Genomic DNA, 3,094 nt, shown 5'->3' on the forward strand with positions numbered 1-3,094 from the left:
CTACACTCTTTCCCTACACGACGCTCTTCCGATCTGCACCGCCGCCGCCGATATCCTCGCCGCGCGCAAGGAGGTCGAGGCCGCGCAGGCGCAGCGCGGCGCCGCCCAGGCGCGCGTCGCCCAGGCCAACGTCACCGTCGGCTATCTGCGCATCCTCGCCCCGCTCGACGGGCAGGTCGTCAACCGCAGCGTCGATGTCGGCAGCTATGTCGCGCCCGGCCAGCAGATGATGGCGATCGTGCCCGACGAAATGTGGGTGACCGCCAATTTCAAGGAAACGCAGCTCGCGCTGATGCGGCGCGGCCAGCATGTCGATATCCATATCGACGCCTATCCGGGCGTGGCCTTCTCCGGCCATGTCGATTCGATCCAGCGCGGCGCGGGGCAGGCCTTCGCGCTGCTGCCCGCGCAGAATGCGACCGGCAATTACGTCAAGGTCGTCCAGCGGGTGCCTGTCCGCATCGTCTTCGACGGCGCCGAATGGCGCCGCTATGCGATCGGGCCGGGCATGTCGGTGGTGCCGCGCGTGAGGGTGCGCGATTGAGCGGCCCCTCTCGCCTGATCGCCATCCTCTCCTTTCCGTTCGCGCCGAGCGAAGCCGAGACCTGCCCTATCCCCGGCACGTTCCTCGGCCGCGCTCGGAACGAACGGTCCTAAGGCAGCTTCGGGATGGCTCAGCAGGGGTGGACCGACGCGCGATCGGCGGCGGGGACTCATAATCGCTGGCTGATCGTCGCGATCATCAGCATGGCGACCTTCATGGAGGTGCTCGATACCTCGATCGCCAACGTCTCGCTCACGCATATCGCGGGCGGGCTTTCGGCGAGCCAGGACGAGGCGGCGTGGGTGCTGACCAGCTACCTCGTCGCCAATGCGATCGTCATTCCGATCTCGGGCTGGCTGTCCGACGTGATCGGGCGGAAGCGCTATTATATGATCTCGGTCGCGCTATTCACCGTCTCCTCGCTGTGCTGCGGTCTCGCGCCCAACCTGGGGCTGCTGATCGTCGCGCGGCTGTTCCAGGGCATCGGCGGCGGCGGGCTCGCGCCTTCCGAACAATCGATCCTCGCCGATACCTTCCCGCCCGCCAAGCGCGGCCAGGCCTTCGCGGCCTATGGCGTCGTCGTCGTCGTCGGGCCCGTCCTGGGGCCGACGCTGGGCGGCTGGATCACCGACAATATAAGCTGGCACTGGATCTTCCTGATCAATGTCCCGATCGGCATCGCCTCTTTGTTCCTCGTCAATCATTTCCTGTGCGAGCCCGAGGCGCTGAAGCAGGATCGCGCGAAGAAGCTCAAGGGCGGGCTCCGGGTCGATTATATCGGCTTCGCGCTCGTGGCGCTGGGGCTCGGCTGCCTCGAACTCACGCTGGATCGCGGCGAGCGGGACGATTGGTTCAGCAGCGGCTTCATCATCGCGACCTCGATCATCTCGGTCGTCTCGCTGGTCTCGCTCGTTTTCTGGGAGCTGGCGCGCAAGGATCCGATCGTCGACATCCGGATGCTCGGCAACCGCAATTTCGCGATCACGACGCTGTTCATGATGACGACGGGCGTCGTGCTGTTCGGCACCACCGTGCTGATCCCGCAGATGCTGCAACAGGTGCTCGGCTATACCGCGACCAACGCGGGGCTCGCGCTCACCACCGGCGGCCTCGCGACCCTGATCGCGATGCCGATCGCCGGCCAGCTCGCGGGGCGAGTCGATACGCGGATGCTGCTGATCCCCGCGCTGCTGATGCAGGCGGTGGCGCTCTATTACATGACCGGGTGGAACACCCAGATCAGCTATGGCGATGCCTCGTTCGGGCGGCTGCTTTCGGCGGCGGGCCTGCCCTTCCTGTTCGTGCCGATCTCGATCGCCGCTTATGTCGGCCTGCCCGCCAACAAGACCAACGAGGCGTCCGCCTTGCTCAACGTTTCCCGCAACCTCGGCGGCAGCATCGGCATCTCGCTGGCGCAGGCGGCACTGATCGAGCGCGGGCAGGTCCACCAGAGCCGGATCGTCGAGGGGTTGAACCCGCTCAATCCCGATTACGTCCAGGGCCTCGATCAACTGACCCAGTCCGTCGGCACGGGCGGCACCGATGCCGCGCTGGGCACGCTCCTCGGCCAGATCGGGCAGCAGGCGCAGATGCTGGCGTTCCTCGATGTCTTCAAGGCGATCATGATCTTCGTGCTGTGCATCGTCCCGCTCGGGCTGCTGCTCCGCCAGGGCAAGAGCAAGGGGCACGGCGCGGCATGAGGCGGGCGCTTGCTCTCGCGGCGCTGGCGCTGCTCGCGGGCTGCACCGTCGGCCCGAACTATCGGCCGCCCGAGGCGAAGGCGCCGCCGGCGTTCGGCGAGGCGCCCCCCGATCTCGCCGCGCAGCCGCAGCCCGATCTTCGCGGCTGGTGGCAAGGCTATCGCGATCCCGAACTCGATCGGCTGATCGCGATCGCGCTCCAGGAAAGCCCCGATATCGGCGTCGCCGCCGCGCGCATCGCCGAGGCGCGCGCGCAGCTCCGCTCGGCGCGCGCCGGCTTCTTTCCCGAGGTCGATGCCACGGGCGGGGTCAATTACCAACGGTTCAGCCAGAATAGCGGGATTTCGTCGCTCTCCTCGCTGTTCGGCGGCGGCGCATCGGGGGGTTCGGGAAGCGGCGGCGGCATCGCCGCGCCGGGCAACAGCATCAAGACCTATTCGCTGGGCTTCGACGCGAGCTGGGAGCCCGATCTGTTCGGCGGCGTCCGTCGCCAGGTGCAGGGCGCGCGGGCGCGCGAGGCGGCGGCGGTGCTCGATGCGCGCGACGCGCAGCTCTCGCTGATCGCCGAGATCGCCGACGATTATCTCCAGCTCCGCACGCTTCAGGATCGCGAGACGATCGCGCGCGCCGAGGTCGACCGCCAGACGCGCAACCTGCAGATCATGGGCAACACCGCCAAGGCGGGTCTGCTGCCGCAGGGCGATTTCATCCGCCAGCGCGCGCAGCTCGCCACCGCGCAGGCGGCGGTCGGCCCGATCGTCGCCGAGGGCAAGGCGCGGATGCACGGGATCGCGGCGCTGATCGGCCGCACCCCCGATGCGATGATCGCCGAACTCGCCGTGCCGCGCCC

General features: G+C 68.1%; 2 protein-coding genes. Both read left to right on the plus strand.

What is annotated here, in order from left to right:
* Positions 1 to 669: 669 nt before the first annotated feature.
* A complete protein-coding gene (locus HUU94_RS00755) occupies positions 670 to 2,244 on the plus strand; it encodes a DHA2 family efflux MFS transporter permease subunit (RefSeq protein ID WP_174273224.1) in 1,575 nt (524 codons plus the stop codon).
* On the plus strand, positions 2,241 to 3,094 hold an 854-nt coding region (locus HUU94_RS00760), incomplete at its 3' end, for a TolC family protein (protein ID WP_174273225.1). The genes HUU94_RS00755 and HUU94_RS00760, both read left to right, overlap by 4 nt.

Source organism: Sphingomonas bacterium, assembly GCF_903644055.1.
Taxonomy (GTDB): Bacteria; Pseudomonadota; Alphaproteobacteria; order Sphingomonadales; family Sphingomonadaceae; genus Sphingomonas_I.

Excerpts from the sequence above, each read along its gene's own strand:
- HUU94_RS00755 (WP_174273224.1), top strand. The coding sequence starts at position 670 with ATGGCTCAGCAGGGGTGGACCGACGCGCGATCGGCGGCGGGGACTCAT.